This window comes from Lutimaribacter pacificus, assembly GCF_900142185.1.
Taxonomy (GTDB): domain Bacteria; phylum Pseudomonadota; class Alphaproteobacteria; order Rhodobacterales; family Rhodobacteraceae; genus Lutimaribacter; species Lutimaribacter pacificus.
Genome location: NZ_FQZZ01000004.1, coordinates 203,716 through 227,103 on the forward strand (window position 1 = coordinate 203,716; position 23,388 = coordinate 227,103).

General features: G+C 66.5%; 19 protein-coding genes. 8 read left to right on the plus strand and 11 right to left on the minus strand.

Annotated elements, in window-relative coordinates:
* Positions 1–19: 19 nt before the first annotated feature.
* The 4 genes from F3H87_RS12385 to F3H87_RS12400 form a co-directional block, all read right to left on the minus strand.
* Complete coding sequence (locus F3H87_RS12385; RefSeq protein WP_149788416.1) at positions 20–1,057, minus strand: TRAP transporter substrate-binding protein; 1,038 nt, start codon at positions 1,055–1,057, stop codon at positions 20–22.
* 65 nt (positions 1,058–1,122) lie between these two features.
* A complete protein-coding gene (locus F3H87_RS12390) occupies positions 1,123–2,160 on the minus strand; it encodes a TRAP transporter substrate-binding protein (RefSeq protein ID WP_149788415.1) in 1,038 nt (345 codons plus the stop codon).
* A 51-nt stretch (positions 2,161–2,211) separates the two neighbouring features.
* A complete protein-coding gene (locus F3H87_RS12395) occupies positions 2,212–2,904 on the minus strand; it encodes a fumarylacetoacetate hydrolase family protein (RefSeq protein ID WP_149788414.1) in 693 nt (230 codons plus the stop codon).
* Entirely contained in the window at positions 2,901–3,938 is a 1,038-nt protein-coding gene (locus tag F3H87_RS12400) for a cupin domain-containing protein (RefSeq protein ID WP_149788413.1), read from the minus strand. Before F3H87_RS12400 ends, F3H87_RS12395 begins: the two co-directional genes overlap by 4 nt.
* 158 nt (positions 3,939–4,096) lie before the next feature.
* Here F3H87_RS12400 and F3H87_RS12405 point away from each other — a divergent pair, with 158 nt between their 5' ends.
* Positions 4,097–4,525: a MarR family winged helix-turn-helix transcriptional regulator gene (locus tag F3H87_RS12405; RefSeq protein WP_149788412.1), complete on the plus strand. Its 429-nt coding sequence runs from the start codon at positions 4,097–4,099 to the stop codon at positions 4,523–4,525.
* 89 nt (positions 4,526–4,614) lie between these two features.
* Here F3H87_RS12405 and F3H87_RS12410 read toward each other — a convergent pair whose 3' ends face one another.
* From F3H87_RS12410 to F3H87_RS12425, 4 genes are all read right to left on the minus strand, one after another.
* Positions 4,615–5,871, minus strand: coding sequence for a glycerate kinase type-2 family protein (locus tag F3H87_RS12410; RefSeq protein ID WP_149788411.1), 1,257 nt, complete (start codon positions 5,869–5,871; stop codon positions 4,615–4,617).
* 10 nt (positions 5,872–5,881) lie between these two features.
* Positions 5,882–7,147 carry an ABC transporter permease gene (locus F3H87_RS12415; RefSeq protein WP_149788410.1) on the minus strand — a complete coding sequence of 422 codons (1,266 nt, stop codon included), beginning with the start codon at positions 7,145–7,147 and terminating at the stop codon, positions 5,882–5,884.
* Complete coding sequence (locus F3H87_RS12420; RefSeq protein ID WP_149788409.1) at positions 7,144–7,953, minus strand: ATP-binding cassette domain-containing protein; 810 nt, start codon at positions 7,951–7,953, stop codon at positions 7,144–7,146. Before F3H87_RS12420 ends, F3H87_RS12415 begins: the two co-directional genes overlap by 4 nt.
* 73 nt (positions 7,954–8,026) lie before the next feature.
* Positions 8,027–9,034, minus strand: coding sequence for a taurine ABC transporter substrate-binding protein (locus F3H87_RS12425; RefSeq protein ID WP_149788408.1), 1,008 nt, complete (start codon positions 9,032–9,034; stop codon positions 8,027–8,029).
* 404 nt (positions 9,035–9,438) lie between these two features.
* Here F3H87_RS12425 and F3H87_RS12430 point away from each other — a divergent pair, with 404 nt between their 5' ends.
* A complete protein-coding gene (locus F3H87_RS12430; protein WP_149788407.1) occupies positions 9,439–10,830 on the plus strand; it encodes an aminotransferase family protein in 1,392 nt (463 codons plus the stop codon).
* Positions 10,831–11,170: 340 nt separating this feature from the next.
* Here the strand turns inward: F3H87_RS12430 and F3H87_RS12435 are convergent, their stop codons facing one another.
* Positions 11,171–11,518 carry an antibiotic biosynthesis monooxygenase family protein gene (locus F3H87_RS12435; protein WP_149788406.1) on the minus strand — a complete coding sequence of 116 codons (348 nt, stop codon included), beginning with the start codon at positions 11,516–11,518 and terminating at the stop codon, positions 11,171–11,173.
* A 180-nt stretch (positions 11,519–11,698) separates the two neighbouring features.
* Here F3H87_RS12435 and pdxR point away from each other — a divergent pair, with 180 nt between their 5' ends.
* Together pdxR and xsc are read left to right on the plus strand one after the other, a co-directional pair.
* Entirely contained in the window at positions 11,699–13,159 is a 1,461-nt protein-coding gene (gene pdxR, locus F3H87_RS12440; RefSeq protein WP_149788405.1) for a MocR-like pyridoxine biosynthesis transcription factor PdxR, read from the plus strand.
* Positions 13,160–13,811: 652 nt separating this feature from the next.
* Positions 13,812–15,584, plus strand: a complete 1,773-nt coding sequence (gene xsc / locus F3H87_RS12445) for a sulfoacetaldehyde acetyltransferase (protein ID WP_149788404.1) — start codon at positions 13,812–13,814, stop codon at positions 15,582–15,584.
* Positions 15,585–15,588: 4 nt separating this feature from the next.
* Here xsc and F3H87_RS12450 read toward each other — a convergent pair whose 3' ends face one another.
* Positions 15,589–16,443 carry a phosphate acyltransferase gene (locus tag F3H87_RS12450; RefSeq protein ID WP_149788403.1) on the minus strand — a complete coding sequence of 285 codons (855 nt, stop codon included), beginning with the start codon at positions 16,441–16,443 and terminating at the stop codon, positions 15,589–15,591.
* 69 nt (positions 16,444–16,512) lie between these two features.
* Between F3H87_RS12450 and F3H87_RS12455 the strand changes: the two genes are divergently transcribed.
* Genes F3H87_RS12455 through F3H87_RS12470 form a run of 4 tightly spaced genes read left to right on the plus strand, consistent with a single transcriptional unit; the run spans position 16,513 to position 21,737 of the window.
* Positions 16,513–17,262, plus strand: a complete 750-nt coding sequence (locus F3H87_RS12455; RefSeq protein ID WP_149788402.1) for a sulfite exporter TauE/SafE family protein — start codon at positions 16,513–16,515, stop codon at positions 17,260–17,262.
* 30 nt (positions 17,263–17,292) lie between these two features.
* Entirely contained in the window at positions 17,293–20,103 is a 2,811-nt protein-coding gene (locus F3H87_RS12460; protein ID WP_149788401.1) for a molybdopterin oxidoreductase family protein, read from the plus strand.
* The gene (locus F3H87_RS12465; RefSeq protein ID WP_149788400.1) at positions 20,100–20,861 is read left to right on the plus strand and encodes a 4Fe-4S dicluster domain-containing protein; all 762 of its coding nucleotides are present in this window, start codon (positions 20,100–20,102) and stop codon (positions 20,859–20,861) included. The genes F3H87_RS12460 and F3H87_RS12465 overlap by 4 nt, the downstream gene beginning before the upstream one ends.
* 6 nt (positions 20,862–20,867) lie before the next feature.
* Positions 20,868–21,737, plus strand: a complete 870-nt coding sequence (locus tag F3H87_RS12470; protein ID WP_149788399.1) for a dimethyl sulfoxide reductase anchor subunit family protein — start codon at positions 20,868–20,870, stop codon at positions 21,735–21,737.
* A gap of 142 nt (positions 21,738–21,879) precedes the next feature.
* Here F3H87_RS12470 and F3H87_RS12475 read toward each other — a convergent pair whose 3' ends face one another.
* Positions 21,880–23,361 carry an NAD-dependent succinate-semialdehyde dehydrogenase gene (locus F3H87_RS12475; protein WP_149788398.1) on the minus strand — a complete coding sequence of 494 codons (1,482 nt, stop codon included), beginning with the start codon at positions 23,359–23,361 and terminating at the stop codon, positions 21,880–21,882.
* Between the last annotated feature and the right edge of the window lie 27 nt (positions 23,362–23,388).

Sequence of the window (23,388 nt, forward strand, 5' to 3'; positions counted from 1 at the left end):
CTTGCGGCAGGGGCCGGTTTTACTGGCTGTATTTTTCCATCAGCGCCCGGGCCTGGTCGATCCGTGCCTGGCCGTCGATGCCCACCTTTTCCATTTCGGCGATCCACTCGGCATAGACCGGCTGCGCGGCCTCGCGCCAGGCGGCTGTCTGTTCCTCGTCGAGGGTGACAATGTTGTTGCCGCGATCCTCGGCCAGCTTCCGGGCCGGTGCGTCGGCCTCTTCCATGATGCGGCCGCCCATGGCCGAGAATTCGGCGCCCGAATTGGCGTCGATCACCGCCTTCAGGTCGTCCGGCAGGCTGTCGTATTTCGCCTTGTTCATGGCGACGACGAAGGTGATGTTATACAGCGCGCCGCCGGTGAATTCGGTGTGGTTGTCCACAAGCTCGGCCACCTTCAGCGCGGATGTCACCTCCCACGGGACGGTGGTCGCGTCGATCACGCCCTTCGACAGCGCCTCGGACACGGCCGGCACCGGCATCCCCACCGGGGTTGCGCCAAGCTGGTTCAGCAGCAGGTTCACGACCCGCGATCCGCCACGGATCTTGACGCCGTTCATGTCCGAGGGCTCCAGGATCGGCTCTTTCGAATGGATCAGCCCCGGCCCGTGCACCCAGGTGCCCAGGATCTTGACGTCGCTGAACTCGCCATCCTTCATGTGTTCGTTGAACATGTCCCACAGCGCGCGGCTGGCGGGTTCGGCCCCGTTGGTGATGAAGGGCAGCTCGAACACCTCGGTCGAGGGGAAGCGGCCCGGCGTGTAGCCGACCACCGTCCAGACGATATCGGCAACACCGTCGATCGCCTGGTCGATCAGTTCCGGCGGACGCCCGCCAAGCTGCATCGAGGGGTAGCGTTCGATCTTGATCCGGCCATCGCTTTCGGCCTCGATCTTGTCGGCCCACGGGTCCAGCACCTGGGCCGGGACGACGGCCTGCGCGGGCAGGAACTGGTGCAGGCGCAGCGTCACCTCCTGTGCCACCGCGGCCCCGGCGCCAAGGGTCATGGCAAGCGCGGTGCCGGCGGCAAGACCCAGAAAATTACGACGTTTGGTCATTCGATCTCTCCCTATGATCGGTATCCATGATCGGTGTCGGCCCGCCTTGCGCGGCGGGCCGTTTCTCAATTGGACTGGTATTCAGACATCAATTGATTGGCTTCGTCAATCATCGCCTGTCCGTCGATCCCCTTTTCCGCGACATCCGCGATCCAGTTGTCATAGACCGGGCGGGCAAGCTCCTCCCATGTCTTTGCATCCTCGGCGGAAATCGTGATGATGTTGTTGCCACGCTCCACCGCCACCTCGCGCGCGGGCCCGTCCGAATCCTGCATAACACCGCCCGCGAAGACAGAGAACTCCAAACCCGAATTGGCGTCGATCACCGCCTTCAGGTCGTCGGGCAGGCTGTCGTATTTCGCCTTGTTCATCGCCATGACGAAGGTCAGGTTATAGATCGCCGGGCCGTCGAACTCGGTATGGTTTTCCACCAGTTCCGACACTTTCAGCGCGGTCGTCACCTCCCACGGGATGGTGGCGCCGTCGATCACGCCCTTGGACAGCGCCTCGGGGATGGCCGTCACCGGCAGGCCCACGGGCGTCGCGCCCAGAAGCTCAAGCAACTGGTTCACCATGCGCGAACCGCCGCGGATCTTCATGCCGTTCAGGTCGGCGGGCTGGGTCACGGGGGTCTTGGTGTGCAACATGCCGGGGCCGTGCACGAAGGCGGCCAGCACCTTCACATCGCGGAAATCGGTATCGGCCATGTGGCGTTCGTACATCTTCCAATAGGCGTAGGAGGCCGCGTGCGCATCCGTCACCATGAAGGGCAGTTCGAACACCTCGGTGCGCGGGAAGCGCCCCGGCGTGAACCCGTTGACCGACCACACGATATCGGCAACCCCGTCGATCGCCTGGTCGATCAGCTCGGGAGGTTTGCCGCCCAGCGCCATCGCGTGATACCGCTCGATCTTGATGCGGCCTTCGCTGTCGGCCTCGACCTTGTCGGCCCAGACATCCAGCACCAGCTTGGGCACGTTGGCCTGCGGCGGCAGGAACTGGTGCAGGCGCAGGGTGACCTCCTGCGCCTGCGCCCCGCCTGAGGTGACGGCCAAAAGGGCCAGCGCCGCGGCGCCGCCGCGGATCTTACCGATGAAAGACATGGTTTCTCCTCCCATTGAGAACCCCGGGGCCTCCCCGCCCCGAGGTTGTTTTTATTCAGGCGCCTCCAGCGTCAGCGTGACAGGGGCCAGCCCGTCGATCGTACCTTCGATCACGTCGCCCGCAACCACCGGACCCACGCCCGCAGGTGTCCCAGTATAGATCAGATCGCCCGGTTGCAGGTGATAGAAACGCGACAGATGCGCGATGATTTCAGGCACCGACCAGATCAGATCGGTCAGGTGCGCGTCCTGCTTCACCTCTCCGTTCACACTCAGCGCGATGCGCTGACCGGCGATATCGAAACCCTGCGCGGGGCTGATCGGGGCGATGATGGCCGAATCCTCGACATCCTTGCCCAGGTCCCAGGGTCGCTGCTTTTCGCGGGCGGCCAGTTGCAGGTCGCGCCGCGTCATGTCCAGCCCGCAGGCATATCCGAACACCGCGCCCATCGCCGCGTCCGCGCCGACGCGGAAGGCGGGTTTGCCGATGGCGACGACGAATTCCATCTCGTAATGGTAGTTCTGCGTTTCCAGCGGATAGGGAATGGTGCTGCCGGTGTGGCAGATCGCCCAGGGCGTCTTGGTGAAATAGAACGGCGCCTCGCGGTCCACCTCGACACCCATTTCGGCGGCATGGGCGGCATAGTTGCGGCCGACGCAAAAGATGCGGCGCACCGGAAAGGTATCGTCGCTGCCCATCACCGGCACCTGCGGCAGGGGCGGAAGGTCGAAAAGGCTGCTCATCTCGCGCGTTCCTCGTAGTATCCCAGTTTTTCCTGCAACGGACGGTCATGCACCCGCACCAGGAAGGCCGGTTCGTCGCCCGTGTTGACATGGTCGATCCCGGCAAAGACCGGCGCGGTGAAGGTATCGCGCTCGCCCCAGTCGAAGCTGGTGCCGTCGATCACCGACCTGCCCGCGCCGCCGATCACGTGGAACACCGCGCTTTCCGACGACAGCGGCGGGCGCAGGGTTTCGCCCGGGCGCAGCATCATCGCGGTAAAGCCCATCGTCGGCAGCACGTCCTGCCCGGTTTCGGGATTGACGTAATCCAGTTCGACTGCGCCTTCGCTGTATTTCGCCATCTCGCGCAGCGCCGCCTCGGTCCGGTCCCAGGGAAAGCGCATCATCGGATAGCGCCGCGCACTGGCCCCGCGCCTCGACGGCTTCAGCCCCGAGGCGAGGTATTCCACCATCGAGGCATCGGGCCGGTTGCGCTGCGCCTGCAGCGGCGCCTCTTCGGCATAAGAGCCTTCAAGATAGACGAACAACGGCAGGTCCAGCGCGTCCAGCCAGACCACGGGTTCGTCGCCCTCGTGGCCGTGATCGTGCCATTCGCCGCCCGGCGTCAGCACCACGTCGCCCCGGTTCATCGGCAGCTTTTCCCCGTCGACGACGGTATAACCGCCCTTGCCCTCGACGATGATCCGCGCGGCCGAGGGTGTGTGCTTGTGCGCCGGCGCAACCTCGCCCGGCAGCAGAAGCTGCATCCCGATATAGATCGAGCTGGTCGCCTGCATCGCACCGGTGCCCCGGCCCTGGTCGGACATCACCAGCACCCGGCGCTCGGCCTTTTCCACCGGCGTCAGCTCGCCCGCGCGCAGCAGCAGCGGGCGCAGCGCCTGGTAATTCCAGTAGCTTGGTTTCGTCGCGGGCTGGGGGCGGCCATGCGGCAGCACCTTGCGCATCATAGGCCACAGCGGCGCGACCCCGGCATCGGTCATCGCATCGCGGTAATCCTGCGGCAGTTCTTCCAGCGTTCCGAGTTGCTCGGCCATGTTCGTTCCTCCCTGACGGTTGGCAATTGCATCCGGTTAATTAGGATGCATACTTATTATCTCGCCCGCTGACAATAGTAAGTATACTTATCTATTATCGGCCCGTCGACATTAGTTATGCACCATAACTAAATTCTGGCAAGGATAAAGATCGCAGCATGACCGATTTCCTGACCATGCCCGGATACCTGATCCGGCGCGCGCACCAGGCCGCAACCGCACGGTTCGCCGAGGAAATGTCGCAGGCGGGGCTGGCACTTACGCCGTTCCAATACGCCGCGCTGTCGGCCATCGCGGCCGCGCCGGGGCTGGACCAGGCGCGCGTGGCGCAGATGGCCGATTGCGACCGCGCCACGATGGGCGGCGTGCTGGACCGGCTGGTGGATCGGGGGCTGGTGGCACGGACGGTATCGGAAAGGGACCGCCGCGCGCGGGTGCTGCACCTGACCGAATCGGGCGCGGCCCTGCTGGCACAGGCCCGCCCGGTGGCCGAAGCGGTGCAGGACACCCTGACAGAGGGGCTCAGCACCGCGGACCGCGCGATGCTGACCGACCTGCTGACCCGCATCGCCGGGCGACGGGCCTGAACGGACCGACCGGATTGGGGGGCTTTGCCCCCGTCGCCTGCGGCGCCTCCCCTCAGGATATTGCCAGAGAGAGGAAACACCGGCGCGGCCTAGCGGATCAGGATCGCGCGGAAATCGTTGACGTTGGTGCCGGTCGGGCCAGGCGTGAACAGCGCCCCGATCGCGGCAAAGGCGCTGTAGGCGTCGTTATCGGCCAGCGCGGCGGCGGGGTCGATGCCGGCGGCGCGCATCCGCGCGGCGGTAGCGCCGTCGGCGAAAGCGCCGGCATTCTCCTCCGATCCGTCGATGCCATCGGTATCGGCGGCGAGGGCGGTGATGCCCTCCACCCCCTCGATGGCCAAGGCGAAGGACAGCAGGAATTCGCTGTTGCGCCCGCCGCGCCCCGTGCCCCGCAGCGTGACGGTGGTTTCCCCGCCCGACAGGATCAGCGCGGGTGTCGCAAAGGGGCGGTTCCTGCAGGCGATTTCACGCGCGATGGCGGCATGAACGCGGGCGACCTCGCGCGCCTCGCCCTCGATGGCGTCGGACAGGATATGGGCGGGGATGCCCCGCGCCGCGGCCAGTTCCGCCGCCGCGTCGAGCGAACGGGCGGCCGAGGCGATGACCGTCACGCTGTCGCGGGCAAAGGCGGGATCACAGGGGCGCGGCGCATCCTCGGGCGCGTCGTTCAGGAAGGCCCCGATACGGTCGGGCAGCGCGATCTTGTAATCGCGGATCGCGGCGCGGGCGGTTTCGCGGTCGGTATCGTCCGGCACCGTGGGGCCGCTGGCCACCTGCGCGGGATCGTCGCCCGGCACGTCCGAAACGATCAGGCTGACCACCCGCGCGGGATGGGCGGCGGCGGCCAGCCGCCCGCCCTTGATCCGGCTGACCTGCTTGCGGATCGCGTTCATCGCACCGATGGGCGCACCGCTGCGCAGCAGCGCGTCGTTCAGCGCCTGTTCGTCCGCCAGCGTCAGGCCACCGGGCGGCGCGGGCAGCAGCGCCGAGCCGCCGCCGCAGATCAGCGCCACCACCAGATCGTCGGGACCGAGGCCGCCGACCGCATCGAACAGCGCCCCGCTTGCCGCCAGCCCCGCCTTGTCGGGCACCGGGTGCGCGGCCTCGATCACGCGGATATGTTGCGTGGGGCAGGCATAACCGTAGCGCGTGACGACCACGCCTTCGCATTCGCCCCAGAGCGTTTCGAAGGCTGCGGCCATCTGCGCCGCACCCTTGCCCGCACCGACGACGACTGTGCGGCCCTCAGGCCGGTCCGGCAGGTGCGGGGCCAAAGCGGCTTGCGGATCGGCGGCGGTTACGGCGGCGTCGAACAGCGCGCGCAGGAGATCGGTATCCTCTGTCATGGGGCGCAGGTTAGCTGCGTCCCTTCCACGGCACCAGCCAGCGTTCGGCGATGCGGAACAGGATGTCGATGCCATAGCCGATCACGCCGATCAGGATGATCCCCATGATGACGATATCGGTCAGCTGAAAGCGCGAGGCGACCATGATCATCATGCCCGCGCCCTTTTCGGCGGCCACCAGTTCCGCCGCAACCACCGTGCCCCAGCAGACCCCCATCGCCACCCGCGCGCCGGTGAAGATTTCCGGCAACGAGTTCGGGATGATCACATGGCGCAGGATCTGCCACCGGCTTGCCCCAAGGCTGTAGGCGGCGTGGACCTTGGTGATGTTCACCCCAGACACGCCCGCGCGGGCCGCGATCGTCATGATCCAGAGCGCGGCAAGAAACAGCAGGATGATCTTGCCCGACTCGCCGATACCCGCCCAGATGATCACCAGCGGGATCAGCGCCAGCGGCGGCACCGGGCGCATGAATTCCACGATCGGATCGAACCAGCCGCGAAACCAGTCGGACAGGCCCATCGCATAGCCCAGCGGGATGCCCACCGCCGCGCCGAGGATGAAGCCGAGGATCACGCGGTAGAGCGACCAGCCCAGATGTTCCCACAGGGTGAAGTTCTGGTAACCCCGGCCGGCGATCTCGGCCACGCGGGCGACCACCGCCTCGGGCGGGGGCAGCCAGATCGGCTCCATCTGCATCCCCTTGGGCGGCTCGTAGTTGATCGAACCCTTGGAGGTGATGGCGATGCGTCCGGCATCCGTGCGCACCTCGCCGCCCGCTTCGACCGGCTGGCCGTCGATGGCGACGATATGCGCGCCGTCCTTGCGGGTGATCTCGTCGTTCTGGTCGAAGGACAGCAGCTTCGTGCGCCACGCGCCGACGGTGATCGTGTCGTTCTTTGCAAAACCGTCGCCGGGGTCGATCTCGGGCTCGGCCACCTCGGCGCCGACCTCGAACACGCGGACAAAGACAGTGGCGTCGTCGCGGGTGCCGTCGGGCGCCTCGGACGTATAGGTGAACTGCGTATCGCCCACGAAGGGGCCGGGCGCATGGACGGGCACCCATTTCGACCCCGTGAACGCCCCCCACAGCAGAAAGATCGTCAGGATCGAGATGACGCTGGCCCAGCGGTCGGGGCGCACCGCGCTTTCGTCGCCGAATGTCACCGTCTTGAGCGCGGTGTAATCGTGCCGCTCGGTCAGGCGGCGCACGCCAAGGCGCACGATGAAAAAGGCGGCGGCAAAGATCGCGATGTAAAGGACGAGGGGGATCATGCGCCTGCCTCCTCGGCGCGGCCCATGATTTCCTCTTCCATGTCCCAGATCATGCCAAGGATCTCCTCGCGCCTTTGCCCGAACTCGGGGTGCTTCTTGACCTCGCGCAGATCCTGGCCCACGCCCATGTCGGCGAAGGGCAGCCGGTATTCGGTGTGGATACGGCCCGGGCGCGGCGCCATCACCAGCAGGCGTTCGCCCAGCAGCAGCGCCTCTTCGACGGAATGGGTGATCAGGATGATCGTCTTGCCGGTTTCCTTCCAGAGCTTCAGCACCAGCCCCTGCATCTTTTCCCGCGTCAGCGCATCGAGCGCGCCCAGCGGTTCGTCCATCAGGATCACGTCCGGGTCGTTGGCAAGGCAGCGCGCCAGCGCCACGCGCTGCTGCATCCCGCCCGACAGCTCGTAAATCGCCTTTTCCTTGAAATCGCGCAGCCCCACGACATCCAGCAGGTGATCGACCTCCTGCCCGTAATCGGCCGCGCGCCGGCCCGCCATGCGGGGGCCGAAGCTGACATTGTCGCGCACGTTCATCCATTCGAACAGCGCGCCCTGCTGGAACACCATGCCGCGTTCGGCATCCGGCCCCCTGACCGCATGGCCGTTCAACACGATCCGCCCCCCGGTGGGCGCCAGGAACCCCGCCACGATGTTCAGCAGCGTGGTCTTGCCACAACCCGACGGGCCCAGCACGCTGAGCAGCTCACCGGGGTTGAGATGCAGCGACACGTCCTTCAGCGCCTGCACGTGGCTGCCGTTCGGCAGGTCGAAGCGCATGGAGATATTCTCGATGGAAAGCCCGGTCATTACCTGCCCTCAGTGGATTGTCCGGGGGTCACCGGGCGCCCGCCCGCACGAAAGCGGGCGCCCGGTGCGCGTGCTACATGCCGCTTGCGGATTGCAGCGGGCCGAGGTTCACGTTGCTTTCATAGCTGTCCAGCGCGGCGTCGATGCTGCCCGCCTCGACGAAAACATCGGCCACGCCCTTCATGAATTCCTGTGCGCCTCCGCCCAGCCACTTGGGCGTAAGCTGCTCCTCGACCGCGGGAAAGACGAAGGTGTCGATCGTCGCGGCGGTCGCGTCCATGTCCATGCCGCTGTCCTTGGCTATCACCGGCAGCATCGTGTCGCGGTTGGCGGGATCGGCCCACATCGCGTTGGCATCCGCCGTCACCTTCAGGAACTGCGCGACCAGTTCGGGATTTTCGGCGATGAACGCCGCCGGGCCCGAGGTCACGTCGAAGACGAGAATGCCCAGCTCTTCCTTTTCGGCGCCGGTCAGCAGGACGTTGCCGTGTTCCTCGGCGCGGCGCAGCGACCCGCCCCAGCCGCAGAACATGTCCACCGCGCCCTGCGCGATGGCGGCCGCACCCTCGGGCGGGGCCATGTTGACGATGTCGAGCGATCCGAGATCGACGCCGAAATGGCTCATCTGCTTGAGAAACCCGTAATGCGCGGCGGTGCCCAGCGGCACGGCGACCTTCTTGCCGGCCAGTTCATCGGCCGAGTCCTTGTCGATCTCCAGATCGGCGCGCACCACGCAGTTGTCGTTGTCGGAATAGCTCACCGCCACGTCCACGATCTGCAGATCCTGGCCCGCGCTGATGGCCACGACGAAGGGCGGCACGCCCTGGCTGACCACCAGTTGCACGTCGCCCGAGGCCATTGCCGCGCTCATCGCAGTGCCGGTATCGAAGGCACGCCAGTTGACGGTGACGCCCATCGCGTCGTCATACAGGCCCTCGACCTTGGCGTACTGGAACGGCATCGGCCATTCCAGGAAATAGCCCACGGTGATCTCGTCCATCGCCTGCGCGGCATTGGTCCCGGCCAGCATGGCCACGCCTGCCACGGCGGGTATCAGCCTGGCTTTGATCGGTTTCTTCATCACGATACTCCCGTTGTTGGCGGCCCGGTTTTCCGGGTCCGTTCGGGTGCAGGCCCCTGCCCCCGATTCCATTCCTTGCGGCAAGGACAGGCCCCGGGGCCCGTTCCGCAGAGTGGGGTTATCCGACCGGAAAAGACGATTCCGATCAATGCTCTTTGCCGGATTTTATGCCCGCACCGCCCGAAACCGGCCCTTATTTCAGCAAAGCGGCATCGGGTTTTCGGTTATTACGCAAGAGTTTCGCGATACCTGCGCCAGGTGGTCAAATATTCATCACACCATCTGGCGATACGGGACAGACCGATCTGGACCTATTTTTCCGCCGCGCGGAAGAGTCTGATGGCATGGACCTAGCCGCGCCCGCCGCGGCCCTTTCCTGTTTCCTGAACACAGCGGAGTGCGACATGGACGGAACCTTTGACAACGACCTTTCCAAAATCGTGGACATGGACCGCGACCATGTCTGGCACCACCTGACCCAGCACAAGCCGTTCGAAACCGGCGCCCCCCGCGTGATCGTCGAGGGCAAGGGCATCCATGTCTGGGACCAGAACGGCAAGAAGCATCTCGATGGCGTGTCGGGCGGGGTCTGGACGGTCAATGTGGGCTATGGCCGCGAAAGCATCGCCAACGCGGTGCGCGACCAGCTGATCAAGCTGAACTATTTTGCCGGCTCCGCCGGGTCGATCCCCGGTGCGATGTTCTCGGAACGGCTGATATCCAAGATGCCGGGGATGAGCCGCGTCTACTACACCAACTCGGGCTCCGAGGCGAACGAGAAGGCATTCAAGATGATCCGCCAGATCGCGCACAAGCGATATGGCGGCAAGAAGCGCAAGATCCTGTATCGCGACCGCGACTATCACGGCTCGACCATCGGGGCGATGTCCTGCGGCGGGCAGGACGAACGCAACGCGCAATACGGCCCCTTCGCCCCGGATTTCGTGCGCGTGCCGCATTGCATGGAATACCGCCGCCACGAACAGGACGGCGCGCCCGAGCAGAACTATGGCGAATGGGCAGCCGAACAGATCGAACAGGTGATCCTGCGCGAAGGCCCTGACACGGTGGGCGGCCTGTGCCTTGAGCCCGTCACCGCCGGCGGCGGTGTGATCACCCCGCCCGAGGGCTATTGGCAGAAGGTGCAGGAGATTTGCCGCAAATACGACATCCTGCTGCATATCGACGAGGTCGTCTGCGGCGTGGGCCGCACCGGCAGGGAATGGTTCGGCTACCAGCATTACGGGATCGAGCCGGATTTCGTGACGATGGCAAAGGGCGTCGCCTCGGGCTATGCCGCCATCGCCTGCTGCGTCACAACCGAGCGCGTGTTCGACATGTTCAAGGACGACGCCGAGGACCCGCTCAACTATTTCCGCGACATCTCGACCTTCGGCGGCTGCACCGCAGGCCCCGCCGCGGCGCTGGAAAACATGCGCATCATCGAGGACGAGGGGCTGCTGGAAAACACCGCCGCGATGGGCGATTACATGCTGGACCAGCTCAATGCGCTGAAAGACAAGCACAAGGTCATCGGCGACGTGCGCGGCAAGGGCCTGTTCCTGGGCGCCGAACTGGTGGCCGACCGCGACACGAAAGAGCCGGTGGACGAAAAGCTGGCGCAAAAGGTCGTGGCCGAATGCAACGCGCAGGCGGTGATCATCGGCGTCACCAACCGCTCGATCCCCGGCAAGAACAACACGCTGTGCTACAGCCCGGCGCTGATCGCCACGAAGGACCATATCGACGAGATGATCGCCGCGACCGACACGGCGCTGACCCGCGTTTTCGGCTGAGATTTACCTCTTCCGGCCAACCCGCCCGCCGCGTGACGCACGTGGCGGGCTTTCCTTTGGCCGTATCGGCAAATCGTGGTGATCTGTTGTAAGGGGCCGGAGCCAGTATTCGAACGTTACATCCTGCCCGGAACAGCCGCGAAGCGGCCCGGGCATCGCACGGCCGCCCCCCGGCCGGGCGATTGGCTGCCGCCAGTGCCACGTTCATAGGGGGGATGTGACTGGACGATAAAGTGCCATCCCACAACCGTCGGATCGCCCGACCGCGGCCGCGCAATGCCCTCTGTTGCGCCCCCAAACGCCCGCGTCGTCCGCAAAGCAAGCCGCCCTCTAACCCGGCTCACACCCCATGCGCCGCGCGGCTGTCCTCTGGCGCCTCGTCCCTCTCGTCCATGCCGTAGTCGCGGATCACGCCGGCGATCCGCAGGCGGTAGCCCGCGAACATCACCTCCCGGCCGGCGCGCTGCGCGCCGCGATGCTGCGGCAGGTTGCGCCACGCCTCCAGCGCGGCCTCGTCCTCCCAGAAGGACAGGGACAGCAGCTTGCCCGGTGTCGTCAGGCTCTGGAACCGTTCGACACCGATGAAACCGGGAATGCTTTCGGCCAGCGGGCGCATCTTTCCGGCCATGTCCAGATAGGCGTCCTGCTGGCCCTCGGCGGGGAAAACCTCGAATATGACGGCGATCATGTGTCCCTCGTGTATGGTGGCCTGGCCAGTGTCGGCATCCGTTCGGCGCAGGGTAAATCATATTTACGGGCCACGTAAATATCCACAAACCGCGCGGTTTCCGGCCCGAACCGCGCGATTTTTCCAACACCGAAATAACGCCAGTTTACCGACCCGATATATCCAGTTACCCTTCGCCGCATGGCCATCTCGGTTGAAAACTTTTTCCTCGATCCGCGCTCACAGGCGACGTTGCAATCGCGCATCCAGCAGATGATCGCGCAGGGCATCCTGTCGGGCCGGTTCCGCGCCGGGGAGAAACTGCCGTCGAGCCGCAAGCTGGCCGCGCATCTGGGCGTCAGCCGGATCACCGTGACGCTGGCCTATACCGAGCTGGTCGCCTCGGACTACCTGACTGCAAGGGGGCGGTCGGGCTATTACGTTTCGGAAAACGCGCCCGAGCCGCTGCCTGCCGCGACACCCCGCCCGCAGGAGGACCGGATCGACTGGATGCGTGCCATCGGGCAACGCTTTACCGGCGGGGCGACGCCGGAAAAGCCGCTGGACTGGGCGCGCTATCGCTATCCGTTCATCTACGGGCAGACCGACGCGTCGCTGTTCGATCATGCCAACTGGCGGCTGTGCGCGTTGCAGGCGCTGGGGCAAAAGGATTTCGCCGCGCTGACCAGCGACCAGTACGACCAGGACGATCCGCAACTGGTCGAGTTCATCGCCCGCCACACGCTGCCGCGCAGGGGGATCATCGCCGAGCCGTCGCAGATACTGGTGACGATGGGGGCGCAGAACGCGCTGTGGCTGGCGGCGCAGGTGTTGCTGACCCAGCGGCGGCGCGCCGCGATCGAAGACCCGTGCTATCCCGCACTGCGCGATGTGCTGACGCAATCGCGCTGCCACCTGTCGCCGGTGCCGGTGGATTCCGACGGGCTGCCGCCCGACCTGATTCCCGACGGCACCGACGTGATCTTTACCACGCCGTCGCACCAGTCACCGACATCGGCCACCATGCCGTTGGCCCGCCGGCACGCGCTGCTGGAGCGCGCGCGAGAGATGGAGGCGCTGATCGTCGAGGACGATTACGAGTTCGAGATGGCGTTCCTGCGCAAACCCTCCCCCGCGCTCAAGTCGCTGGATGAGGACGGGCGGGTGATCTATGTCGGCAGCTTTTCCAAGTCGCTGTTTCCGGGGTTGCGGCTGGGCTACCTGGTGGGATCGGCCCCGTTCATCCGCGAGGCGCGGGCGCTGCGGGCCAGCGTGTTGCGCCACCCGCCCGGCCTGATGCAGCGGGCGGCGGCTTATTTCCTGTCGCTCGGCCATTACGACGCGCTGATCCGGCGCACCGCGCGCGTCTATGCAGAACGGCGCCGGGTGATGGAGCAGGCGATGGCCGATCACGGGCTGACCATCGCGGGGCGCGGCGCGCATGGCGGATCGAGCTTCTGGATGGCGGCGCCCGAGGGGGTGGATACGGGGGTGCTGGCCACGCGGCTGCGCGACCGCGACGTGCTGATCGAGGCGGGGCGCCCGTTCTTTGCACGGGATGCGCCGCCACGCAATTTCTACCGGCTGGCCTATTCCTCGATCCCGTCCGAGAGGATACCGGAAGGCGTGGCGCGGATCGCGCGGACGATCGGGGGCGTGTGATTGAAACGCGCCACGCGGACCTTCCATTTTCGACAGTGGTTTTTCCATTCTGTCGGGGACAGAGCGCCGGCGGCCCGCGCCCGGACCGTCAGCGGACCCTCGCGCGACGCGCAGCGAAGGACGGGATCAGGCCCTGCCACGGCATTTCAGATTGAGCGCAACAGAGGGCATCGCACGGCCGCGGTCGGGCGATCCTACCTTTGTGACTGCCACTTTATCGCGCCGCCACCTCCTCCCTAGGAACGTGGCACTTGCGGCAGCCAATCGCCCGGCCGGGGGGCGGCCGTGCGATGCCCGGGCCGCTTGCGCGGCCGTTCCGGGCGGGGTGCCTTGTTCGAACGTCCGCTCCGTCCGCACAGCTGCCGTTCCCGCATCGCGTCGCGAATTGCGGCATGGAAAAATCATGTGGCCAAAATGGAAAGACGACCGCGCTACGGGTTTTTCTGCACAATGATTTTATTGAGTTTGTCCGGCCCCGAATGGAATATTCTATCTGGTCGTTTTCAGTGACGCCAAGGAAACGGCGACCGGGGCCAATCTGGCCTTATCCCGCCATCGTGTCTGGCCCTATCGCCGCCCTGCCCAGTCGTTACCCTGTGCGCCAGCCGGCACCATGCGCCGAATCCCCATCCCGACAGCGGAGACCGACCCGATGAAGATGACCACCGAAGAAGCCTTTGTGAAAGTTCTGCAGATGCACGGGATCGAACATGCCTTCGGGATCATCGGTTCGGCCTTCATGCCGATTTCCGACCTGTTCCCGCGCGCCGGCATCACCTTCTGGGATTGCGCGCATGAGGGCTCGGGCGGGATGATGGCCGATGGCTATACCCGCGCCTCGGGCAGGATGTCGATGATGATCGCGCAGAACGGCCCCGGCATCACCAATTTCGTGACCGCCGTGAAAACCGCCTACTGGAACCACACGCCGCTGCTGCTGGTCACGCCGCAGGCCGCGAACAAGACGATCGGCCAGGGCGGGTTCCAGGAGGTCGAGCAGATGAAGCTGTTCGAGGATATGGTCGCCTACCAGGAAGAGGTGCGCGACCCGTCCCGCGTGGCCGAGGTGCTGAACCGCGTGATCCTGAACGCGCGCCGCGCCAGCGCACCGGCGCAGATCAACATGCCGCGCGATTTCTGGACACAGGTGATCGATATCGACCTGCCCGAGATCGTGGAATTCGAACGCCCCGGCGGCGGGGAAGAGGCGCTTGCGCGCGCCGCCGAATTGCTGGCGGGCGCGAAATCCCCCGTCATCCTGAACGGAGCGGGCGTGGTTCTGGGGGGCGCGATCCCGGCCTCGATGGCGCTGGCGGAAAAACTGGGCGCGCCGGTCTGCGTCGGATACCAGCACAACGACGCCTTTCCCGGCAGCCACCCGCAATTCGCGGGCCCGCTGGGATATAATGGCAGCAAGGCGGGGATGGAGCTGATCGCGCAGGCGGACGTGGTGCTGTGCCTCGGCACGCGGCTGAACCCGTTTTCGACCCTGCCGGGATACGGCATCGACTATTGGCCGAAGGACGCGGCGATCATCCAGGTGGATATCAACCCCGACCGGATCGGCCTGACCAAGAAAGTCAGCGTGGGCATCGTGGGCGACGCGAAAAAGGTGGCCGAAAGCCTGAATGCGCGCATCCCCGATATCGACGCCGCGGCGAAACAGGACCGGCTGGCACAGATCGCCCGGACGAAATCTGCCTGGGCGCAGCAGCTCGCCTCGATGGACCACGAGGACGACGATCCCGGCACCACCTGGAACCAGCGCGCACGCGACGACAAGCCCGACTGGATGAGCCCGCGCATGGCCTGGCGCGCGATCCAGAGCGCGCTGCCGCGCGAGGCGATCATCTCGTCCGATATCGGCAACAACTGCGCCATCGGCAACGCCTACCCCAGTTTCGAGGAGGGGCGGAAATACCTGGCGCCGGGCCTGTTCGGGCCGTGCGGCTATGGCCTACCGTCGATCGTCGGCGCCAAGATCGGCTGCCCGGATGTGCCGGTGGTCGGCTTTGCCGGGGATGGCGCCTTTGGCATCGCGGTGACGGAACTGACCGCCATCGGCCGGCCGGAATGGCCCGCGATCACGATGGTGGTGTTCCGCAACTACCAGTGGGGTGCGGAAAAGCGGAACTCGACCCTGTGGTATGACGACAATTTCGTGGGCACCGAACTGGATACGCAGGTCAGCTATGCCGGGATTGCGAAAGCCTGCGGGTTGCAGGGCGTGCAGGCCCGCACGATGGACGAGCTGACCGACGCGCTGGCCAAGGCGGTCGAGGACCAGATGAAACACGGCAAGACCACGCTGATCGAGGCGCTGATCAACCAGGAACTGGGCGAACCCTTCCGCCGCGACGCGATGAAAAAACCGGTGGCCGTGGCCGGGATCGACCCGGCGGACATGCGCAAACAGGTCGTCTGACGCGCTATCCCAGCGCCAGCGTCACCACGGTCGCGGCGACGATATCCTCTGCCGTCGCCCCGCGACTGAGATCGCAGACCGGGCGGCGGAACCCTTGCAGGATCGGGCCAAGTGCTTGCGCGCCGGCCAGTTCCTGCGCCAGTTTGTAGGCGATGTTGCCTGAATCGAGATCGGGAAAGACAAGCACATTGGCAACGCCCCCCGTCACCCCCTTCTTCGCCGCGATGGCCGGGTTAAGCGCCGCGTCGGCCTGCAGCGGGCCGGCAAAGCCAGTCATTTCGGCGGCGGTGCGCACCTTGTCGACCGACGGGCCCGCGCCGCTGCCGCCGGTCGAGAACGACAACAGCGCCACGCGCGCCGCACCCAGCAGGGCCGTGGCCGAGGCCGCCGAGGCGCGGGCGATATCGGCCAGGTCTTCGGCGGTGGGGTCGACGTTCAGCCCGCAATCGGCCCAGACCATCTGTCGCCCGTCGGGAAACCGCATCAGGAAGAAGGACGAGGGCAGGCGCACCCCGTCGCGCAGCCCGATGGCCAGCGCCGCCGCCTCGATCACGCGGCGGGTGGGGGTGGCCACGCCCGCAACCATCGCAGCGGCCTCACCCGCGGCGACCATCGCGGCGGCGCGATACAGCGGTTTGGTCAGCATCCGGCGGGCAATCGGCTCTTTCACGCCGCGCGCGGCGATCAGGGCCTGCAGGGCGGCCTCGCTGGCGGTGTCGGGCGGGGCGACGGGGATGCACAGCCCGTCGTCGCGCAACCGCGCCATCGCCTGCGCGATGCGCGGCTCCCCGGCCTCGGGGAACACGACGCGCGCGGGATCGGTGCGCGCGGCGTCGCGCAGGGTTTCGATCAGGTCCATTGCCCTCCTCCTTGCGCGGAACAGCAAGACGCGCCCGGCGGCGAAGGTCAAGCGCCGGAGAGGCGCGGCATGATGGCGGCGCTGGATCTGTCGGGCGGGTTGCTGGCGTGGCTGGCGGCGGTGGTTTTCTTGGCGGGCGTGGCGCGCGGCTTTACCGGCTTTGGCGCATCGGCCACGATCATGGCGCTGGCGGCGGTGTGGATCGCGCCGATCGACCTGATCCCGATCTGCCTGCTGCTGGAACTGACGGGCTCGACCCTGCTGCTGCGCGGCGGGATCGGCCACGCCGACAAGCCGCTGGCGGGAACGCTGGTGGGCATGGCCTTTGTGGGCGTGCCGCTGGGCTTGCACCTGACCCGGACGCTGGACCCCGACACCTCGCGCGTGATCGCGCTGGCGCTGGTGGCGGGGCTGGCGGCGCTGCAACTGGCGCGCATCCCGCTGCCGGTGGGGCGCGGGCGCGCGGGTGCGGCGCTGGTGGGGCTGCTGGCGGGGGTGGTGAACGGGCTGGCCTCGATCGGCGGGCTGGTGCACGCGCTTTACCTGGCGGCGCGCAGCCTGCAGCCGCGCACGATGCGCGGCACGATGATCCTGATCATCACCATCGGCGGAACGATCACCTTCTTCTGGCAGGTGCTGCTGGGTGTGCTGACCGGGCAGGCGGCGCTGCGCTATGCCGTGTTGCTGGCGCCGTTCGTTGCCGGGCTGTGGCTGGGGCGGCGGTATTTCACCCCCGAGAATGAGCGCCATTACCGCCCCGTAAGCCTGACCCTTCTGGTGGTGCTGGCGGGCGCGGGGCTTGTCCGTCAGGTGATGTAACGCGATAGTCCGGTGAACAGGGAGACAGACATGACCCAGCCCAGGATCGACACCTCGCCCAAGGTCTCGGACGAGGTGCGCCGGACCACCTGTTACATGTGCGCCTGCCGCTGCGGCATCAACGTGCACATGAAGGCCGGGCGCGTCGCCTATATCGAGGGCAACCGCGACCACCCGATCAACAAGGGCGTGCTGTGCGCCAAGGGCAGCGCGGGGATCATGCAGGTCAACGCCCCCTCGCGCCTGCGCGCGCCGCTGAAACGGGTGGGGCCGCGCGGATCGGGCGAGTTCCGGGAAATAAGCTGGGACGAGGCGCTGGACCTGGCGGTGTCGTGGCTGAAACCGATCCGCGACACCGCGCCGGAAAAGCTGGCGTTTTTCACCGGGCGCGACCAGTCGCAAAGCTTCACCGGCTGGTGGGCGCAGCAATTCGGCACGCCGAATTTCGCCGCGCATGGCGGGTTCTGTTCGGTCAACATGGCGGCGGCGGGCATCTACACGATGGGCGGCGCGTTCTGGGAGTTCGGTCAGCCCGACTGGGATCATACCAAGCTGTTCGTCCTGTTCGGCGTGGCCGAGGATCACGACAGCAACCCGATCAAGATGGGGATCGGAAAGATCAAGGCGCGCGGCGCGCGGGTGGTGGGGGTGAACCCGATCCGCACCGGCTATAACGCGGTGGCCGACGACTGGCTGGGCATCACGCCGGGGACCGACGGCCTGCTGATCCTGAGCCTGGTGCATCTGCTGCTCAAGGCCGGCAAGGTCGACCTGGACTATCTCGCGCGGTTCACCAACGCGCCGGTGCTGGTCAACGGCGATCCGAAATCCCCCGAATACGGGCTGTTCCTGCGCGACGAGGCGGGCAAGGAACTGGTGATGGACCGCGCCACCGGCAAGCTGGCGCCCTTCGACCGGCCCGGCGTGCGCCCCGATCTTGCCGCGCGCCACCGGCGGGCCGGCATCACCCATCGCACCGTGTTCCAGCACATGGCCGAGCGGTATCTGGACGACCGTTATGCCCCCGAGGCAGTCGCGGACAAGACCGGAATCGCGCCGCAAAAGATCCGCGCGCTGGCGGCGGAAATCGCGCGCGTTGCCTTTGACGAGGCGATCACGCTGGAGCGGGAATGGACCGATTTCCGCGGCGAGACCCACAAGACGATGACCGGCCGCCCGGTCAGCTTTCACGCGATGCGCGGCATCAGCGCCCATTCCAACGGGTTCCAGACCGCGCGCGCGCTGCATGTGCTGCAAATCCTGATCGGATCGGTGGAAACGCCGGGCGGGTTCCGCTTCAAACCGCCCTACCCCAAGCCCGCCACCGCCCATCCCAGGCCCCATTGCGGGGCCACCCCCGGCGCGCCGCTGGACGGGCCGCACCTGGGCTATGTGCAGGGGCCGGACGACCTGTGCCTGAAGGCGGATGGCAGCCCCGCGCGCATCGACAAGGCCTTTACCTGGGACAACCCGATGAGCGCGCACGGGCTGATGCATATGGTGATCTCGAACGCCCATGCGGGCGATCCCTACAGGATCGACACGCTGTTCATGTACATGGCCAACATGTCTTGGAACTCGTCGATGAATACCGGCGGCGTGATGGAGATGCTGACCGATACCGACGAGAACGGCGATTACGTGATCCCGCGCATCATCTATTCGGATGCGTATAGTTCGGAAATGGTGGCCTATGCCGACCTGGTGCTGCCCGACACCACCTACCTGGAACGGCACGACTGCATCAGCCTGCTGGACCGCCCGATCTGCGAGGCGGATGCCGCGGCCGACGCGATCCGCTGGCCGGTTGTCCAGCCCGACCGCGACGTGCGCGGGTTCCAGTCGGTGCTGCTGGACCTCGGCGCGCGGCTGGGCCTGCCGGGGATGGTGAATGAGGATGGCGGCGCGACATACGCCGATTACGCCGATTACATCGTCAACCACGAACGCAAGCCCGGCATCGGCCCGCTGGCCGGCTGGCGCAAGGGCGGCGACGGGCGCGGCGGGCCGAACCCCGATCAACTGGACCGCTATATCGGGAACGGCGGTTTCTGGGTCGGGCATATCCCCGGCGATGCCGCCTATTACAAGCCGTGGAACATGGCCTATCAGGACTGGGCCGTGGGTCTGGGCCTGTGCGACAGCCCGCAACCCTACCTGTTCCAGCTATATGTCGAACCGCTGCGCCGCTTCCAGCTCGCCGCCGAGGGGCACGGGCCGGTTCAGCCGCCCGATCACCTGCGCGAACGCATCAAGGCCACGCTCGACCCGCTGCCGGTCTGGTATGCCCCGTTTGAGGATGGCCATGCCGACCCGGTGGGATACCCGATCCACGCCCTGACCCAGCGGCCGATGGCGATGTATCACAGCTGGGGCACCCAGAACGCGTGGCTGCGGCAGTTGCACGGGGTCAACCCGATGTACCTGCCCACGAAACTGTGGGAACGCCACGGGTTCCAGGATGGCGACTGGGCGCAGGTCAGTTCGGTGCATGGCACGATCACGGTGCCGGTGGCGCATATGGCCGCGCTGAACGAAAACACGATCTGGACATGGAACGCCATCGGCAAGCGCAAGGGCACCTGGGCCGTGAGCGAGGACGCCCCCGAGGCGCGCAAGGGGTTCCTGCTGAACCACCTGATCCACGAATTGCTGCCCGCCCGCGGCGACGGGCTGCGCTGGTCGAACAGCGACCCGGTCACCGGGCAGGCCGCGTGGTTCGATTTGCGGGTGAAGATCGAAAAGGTGCCCGCGCCCGAGCAGGCGCAACCGGCCTATCCGCCGGTCGCCTCGCCTGTCGGCAGGGGGCCGAAGGACCTGGCATGGAAGGTGGGCGAATGACGCAACTGCCGCATAGCACCGCCCGCAAGCTGGGCCTTGTGATCGACCTGGATACCTGCGTCGGCTGCCACGCCTGCGTGATTTCCTGCAAGGGCTGGAACACGGAAAATTACGGCGCGCCGCTGTCGGATACGGATGCCTATGGCGCGAACCCGTCGGGCACCTTCCTGAACCGCGTGCACAGCTACGAGGTGCAGCCCGAAAACGGCGCGGCGCAATTGGTGCATTTCCCGAAATCCTGCCTGCATTGCGACAACGCCCCCTGCGTCACGGTCTGCCCGACCGGCGCCAGCTACAAGCGGGCCGAGGACGGGATCGTGCTGGTCAACGAATCCGACTGCATCGGCTGCGGGCTGTGCGCCTGGGCCTGCCCTTACGGCGCGCGCGAGATGGACGCGGTGGAAAAGGTGATGAAGAAATGCACCCTGTGCGTCGACCGCATCTATAACGAGAACCTGCCCGAGGAAGACCGCGAACCCGCCTGCGTGCGCACCTGCCCCGCAGGCGCGCGGCATTTCGGCGACCTTGGCGATCCTGACAGCGATGTCAGCCAGTTGGTGGCAGAACGCGGCGGGATCGACCTGATGCCGGAACAGGGCACGGCGCCGGTGAACAAGTACCTGCCGCCACGCCCGCGCGACCGGCTGGACGAGGTCGATGTGCTGGCCCCCTACCTCGATCCCGTGGCGACAGAGCCGCAGGGCTTTCTCGGCTGGCTCGACCGCGCGCTCGACGCGCTGCCCGGCGGCAAGGGGTAGGCGCAGATGCATCCGGCCCCGTCCATCATTCTGTTCACCACGCTGTCGGGGCTCGGCTTTGGCCTGCTGGCGTTTCTCGGCCTTGGAATGCCCGGCCCGACCGGCTGGGCGGCGTTTGCCTTTTTCACCATCGCCTTTGCGCTGGCGGGCGGCGGTCTGATTGCCTCGGCCTTTCACCTCGGCCACCCCGAACGCGCGCTCAAGGCGTTCACGCAATGGCGCAGCAGCTGGCTCAGCCGCGAGGCATGGACCAGCGCCGCCACGCTGGCGGTGATGGGACTGTACGCATTGGGGCGGATCTTTTTCGCCGCCGACTGGCAGATGCTGGGCGGACTGGGCGCGGCGTTGGCGGTGCTGGCGGTCTGTTCCACCGCGATGATCTATGGCTCGCTGCGCGCGGTGCCGCGCTGGCACATGTGGCTCACGCCGGTGCATTTCCTGACGCTGTCGGCGGCGGGCGGCGCGTTGCTGGCCGGTCAGGTCGGCCTCGCCACGCCGCTGCTGGCGCTGGCGGCGGCGGTGCAGCTTGGCCTGTGGATGCAGGGCGACAGGGCGTTCAAACGCTCGGGCACGTCGCTGGCCAGCGCCACGGGGCTGCGCGGCGGCATGGTACGCGCGTTCGAGCCGCCCCATACCGGCACCAATTACCTGCTGCGCGAAATGGTGCATGTGGTGGGGCGCAAACACGCCACCCGGCTGCGGGCCATCGCGCTGATCCTGGGCTACGGCCTGCCGATCCTGCTGCTTTTGCTGCCGTTCAACCACTGGCTCGGGCTGCTGGCCGTGCTGACGCATGTGCTGGGAATATTCGCTTCACGCTGGCTGTTCTTCGCGCAGGCCGAACACGTGGTGGGGCTATACTACGGCAAACGGTAAGGCGCGCGCGCCCTGTTTCATCGTTCCCCAAATACTCCCGCCGGAGGCGTCCGGCATCCCCGCACGCGCCGCCCCAACGGCAAGGGCGCCATACGAAAAAGGCGGCCGCAAGGGCCGCCTTTCCCGCATATGGCAGGCCGGGTCAGACCGCCATGCAGAGATATTTCATCTCGAGGAACTCCTCGATCCCGTGATGGCTGCCCTCGCGGCCAAGGCCCGATTGCTTGACCCCGCCGAAGGGCGCGACCTCGGTCGAGATGATGCCGGTGTTGATGCCCACGATCCCGTATTCCAGCGCCTCGGCCACCTTGTAGACGCGGCTCAGGTCCTTGGCGTAGAAATACGAGGCAAGGCCGAAGATCGTGTCGTTGGCCATGGCGATCACGTCGTCCTCGTCCTCGAAACGGAACAGCGGCGCCAGCGGGCCGAATGTTTCGTCGGTGGCGAACAGCATCTCCTGCGTGGCGCCGGTGACGATGGTGGGGGGCAGGAAGTTGCCCGGCCCCTGCATCGGCTCTCCGCCGCCAAGGATCACGGTCGCGCCTTTGGCCGTCGCATCGGCCACGTGTTCCTGCACCTTGGTGATCGCGTCGGTATTGATCAGCGGGCCCAGATCGGTGCCCTGTTCCAGGCCGTCGCCCACCGTCATCTTCGACACGCGGTCGGCCAGTTTCCTGGCAAAGGCGTCATAGACACCGGCCTGCACGTAGATGCGGTTGGCGCAGACGCAGGTCTGGCCGTTGTTGCGGAACTTGCACATGATCGCGCCGTCCACCGCCGCGTCCAGATCGGCATCGTCGAACACGATGAAGGGCGCGTTGCCGCCCAGCTCCATCGAGCATTTCATGACCTGGTCGGCGGCCTGTTTCAGCAGGATGCGCCCCACCTCGGTCGAGCCGGTGAAGGTCAGCTTGCGCACCTTGTGGTTCTCGCAGAACTCCTTGCCGATCTCGCTGCTGCGCGACGAGGTGACGATGTTGAACACCCCCGCCGGGATGCCCGCGCGTTCGGCCAGCACGCCCATCACGGTGGCCGACAGCGGCGTTTCCGCCGCCGGACGCCCGACGAAGGAACAGCCCGCCGCCAGCGCCGGGGCGGCCTTGCGGGTGATCATCGCGTTGGGAAAGTTCCACGGCGTGATGCTGGCCGCGACGCCGATCGGCTGCCTGATCACGGTGATCCGCTTGTCGCGCTGGTGACCGGGAATGGTTTCGCCGTAGATACGCTTGGCCTCTTCGCCGAAGAATTCGATGAAGGACGCGCCATAGGCGATCTCGCCCTTGGCCTCGGCCAGCGGTTTGCCCTGTTCGGCGGTCAGGATGGTCGCCAGGTCATCGGCATTTTCCATCATCAGGTCGAACCATTTGCGCAGCACGGCGGCGCGTTCCTTGCCGGTCCATGCGGCCCAGTCCTTTTGCGCCGCGTGGGCCTTGTCGATCACGGCGGCGACCTGTGCGCGGCTGAGGTCGGCCACACCGGCGATCACGTCGCCGCGGGCGGGGTTCGTCACGTCGAATGTCGCGCCGCCTTCGCCCTCCAGCCATTCGCCGCCGCCAAAGGCGCGCGGCTCCAGCAGGGTCGGGTCTTTCAAAAGCGATTTCAGGTCGGTGTCGGTGCCGGGCATCTCGTCCCCTCCTCGAAAATGGGTATG